4 protein-coding genes are annotated in these 3078 nt (G+C 38.4%); 3 read left to right on the top strand and 1 reads right to left on the bottom strand.

The features are described 5' to 3' along the window. On the bottom strand, positions 1-569 hold a 569-nt coding region (locus K6G87_RS14510), incomplete at its 3' end, for a glycosyltransferase family 2 protein (RefSeq protein ID WP_296838796.1). A 150-nt stretch (positions 570-719) separates the two neighbouring features. Here K6G87_RS14510 and K6G87_RS14505 point away from each other — a divergent pair. The 3 genes from K6G87_RS14505 to K6G87_RS14495 form a co-directional block, all read left to right on the top strand. Continuing rightward, on the top strand, positions 720-1661 hold the full coding sequence (locus tag K6G87_RS14505; protein WP_296838793.1) for an NAD-dependent epimerase/dehydratase family protein: 942 nt from the start codon (positions 720-722) through the stop codon (positions 1659-1661). Positions 1662-2184: 523 nt separating this feature from the next. Then, positions 2185-2517 (top strand): transcriptional regulator, encoded by a 333-nt coding sequence (locus tag K6G87_RS14500; RefSeq protein ID WP_296838790.1) that lies wholly within the window; start codon positions 2185-2187, stop codon positions 2515-2517. A 178-nt stretch (positions 2518-2695) separates the two neighbouring features. After that, positions 2696-3078: thiamine pyrophosphate-binding protein (locus tag K6G87_RS14495; protein ID WP_334304871.1), on the top strand; the 383-nt coding region annotated here is incomplete at its 3' end.

The following is a 3078-nucleotide window of genomic DNA, read 5'->3' as shown; positions in this document are numbered from 1 at the left end:
AGGTCACGTTCTGCCTTTTTTCTTCTGTTATTGATGGTCTCAAAGCCGGCATGATAAAAGGTAAGAGGTATTTCAAAATATTTTGGGCTGTCATAATCCATTGGGACAAGTTCCTTGTTTATGGGCTCAATTGTCTCCTGGATAGTGCCTTTATAGGAATAGAGGGTTCTGTTATAAAGTCTTGCAACAAAGTCATGTCTTGACTGCTGAGCTTCATTGCCGGGATAAGGACTTATTCTGTTGACCATTCCTACCTCAAGCGGGTGCTCCTTGATTATTTCATTAAGGCGCAGAATATCTGCAAGTACAAGGTATTCATCGCAGTCTATAAACAGGATCCAGTCGTTTGATGCGCGGGCAGCACAATAATTTCTGGCTGCGCTGAAGTCATCGCACCAGTCAAAATGAAATATATTTTTAGTATACCTTTCAGCGATCTCGACTGTCTTGTCGGTGCTTCCGGTATCGGTGAGTATGATCTCGCTTTGTAAAGGAGTGATCGCCCTTAAGCATTTTTCTATATTCTCTTCTTCATTTTTGGATATAATGCATACGGATAACTCCGGCATGGTGATTCTCCTTTAATTGATAACTTTTATTAAATCTGATGAACAATTGATAAAAAAATAACTATCTTTATATACATTATATATGATTTTTAGCTTATAAGCTATCATTACATTTGATATATAGCCGAATTGGGCTAAAGAAGGGGACTTATGGAAGATAATAAAAGAAATGTTATAGTGACTGGAGCTGCCGGTTTTGCCGGCATAAATCTTGTTATGGAGCTTCTTGATAATGACTATGAGGTTTTTGCAGTGGTGCGCCCGGGCTCAGCTCATAATGCAAGACTTGAAGACTTAAATAATGAAAGACTTCATATTATTCCACTTGAAATGGATGAACTTGAAAGACTTCCCTATGAGATATTCGAGAGATTTCCTGAGCTTACAGATGAAGATGAAGGGTTTGAGAGCTTTTTCCACCTTATGTGGGGAGGTGACAGGAACGACTTTGAAGTACAAAAGATCAATGTCGTAGGGGCTATTCATGCTGTAAGAGCTGCATCTATGGTAAAGTGCAGACGTTTTATCGGGATAGGATCACAGGCAGAATACGGAGCTACCAGAAAGATACAAACAGAAGATCTTTCTCCTGTGCCTGTAACCTCCTATGGTGCCTGCAAGGCCGCGGCCTGCTATCTTACAAAGAATCTGGCAGAAAGTCTTGGAATGGAATGGATATGGGCAAGGATTTTCAGTCTTATAGGAAGGTACGAGCCTCATGGAAGGATGCTTCCTGATCTTGTATACAGGGCATCAAACGGAATGAAGATGGATCTTTCATCCTGCAGACAGAGCTGGAATTATCTGGATGTTACAGACTGTGCAAGGGCTTTGATAGCACTGTCTGAACGCGGCAAAGAAGGAGAAATATATAATATAACAGATGGAAAGTGCCTTACCCTTAAGCAATATGTGGAAAGGGCTAATGCATGGGTATATGAAAAGACCGGAAAAATGGCAGAGATAGCATACGGAGATGATCCTGAGCCTTTTATATCGCTTCAGCCCGATGGAAGTAAGCTTCTTAGGGATACAGGCTGGAAGCCTTGCAGGGGATTTGAAGATAGTTTGCAAGAATATTGTACAAAATAAGACTGCAAATTGACCTGTTTTTTATCTTGTAAGTACAAATTTATTAAAGATGAAAATTTCTTGTGTTTCGTACTTGCAATAACGGTTTTATGTGCTATAATTTCAAAAGCAAAAATTTATACGAAGTTGTACATTACTATAAAACGATAAAAAGGTATCTGTTTTATAAAACAACATCCGTTACTGCAAAAATAACCAAAAAATATATAGAAAAAATGCCTGATTTGTGTGAAAAATTCATGGAGGCTTTTGTAACATCGCTTTAAAGCCACGTTATGAACTGAAATACACTAGTTGGGCATTTTTACATTTTTACCAAAAAAACGTACAAAAATTCTATATGGTTTCACAGAATTTTTACACAAAAAGGGGTTGTCGTAAAACAGTTTATGTTTTATACTTTGTAGCTGATGTAGAAGTAACCGAGAAAAATATTTCGGATTTATTGCATATCACATATCAGTGTTTACTGATGTGTTTAGGTACAACAGGAAAATTTACCATTACCAGGAGGTGGACACCAATGACAAAGGCACAGATTTTAAAGAAAGAAATTTTATCACAGTATAAGAGCGTAAGACAGTTCGCTATTGAAATGTCAATTCCTTACAGCACACTTGTAACAGCTCTTGATCGTGGTATTGAGGGTATGGCATACGGTACTGTTATCCGCATGTGTGACAGACTTAACCTTAACCCTGTAGACTTTACTCCACTTGAAAGAGGACAGGATCTTGGAAACAGCATCGTTGAGAATCGTGTAATGAAGCAGTACATCAAGCTCAACAAGCCTGGACGTAAGAAGATTCTTGATATCATGACTGACTTCTCAGAGCTTGCAAAATATCAGGCATAATTTCTATATATTGAGTGAAGTATTTAAGTATTATTTAAGTATATAACGATAAGATCTGTATTAGAGTTTAAAGCTTTAATGCAGATTTTTTTATGCCCTTTAACAAGGCTCTTCATCCGTGACATTATAGCCACTATCTGATAAAATAAGAAAGATATGGGAGGAATTAGCTTTGGCTTTGATTAAACTTTCAGACTATGTTGCCGCTTTCCTTGTGCAGCATGGTATAAGTCAGGTGTTTATGGTAGTCGGAGGAGGCGCTATGCACCTGGATGATAGTCTTGCAAAAAATGATGGGCTTAAACTTTTGTTTAATCATCATGAGCAGGCATGCAGTATGGCTGCGGAAAGTTATGCAAGGATACACGAAGGACCTGCGTGCGTATGTGTCACAACGGGACCAGGCGGTATAAATGCAATGACTGGTGTGGCAGGTGCATATCTTGATTCAATCCCTATGATGGTTATAAGTGGTCAGGTAAGATATGATACTTTTTCAAAAAGTACAGGACTTCCATTAAGAGCTCTTGGAGATCAGGAGTTTGATGTAACAACATCTGC

This window comes from Butyrivibrio sp. (assembly GCF_024699075.1).
Note: the sequence above shows the minus strand (reverse complement) of the source record. Positions and strands in the feature narration are given on the sequence as shown.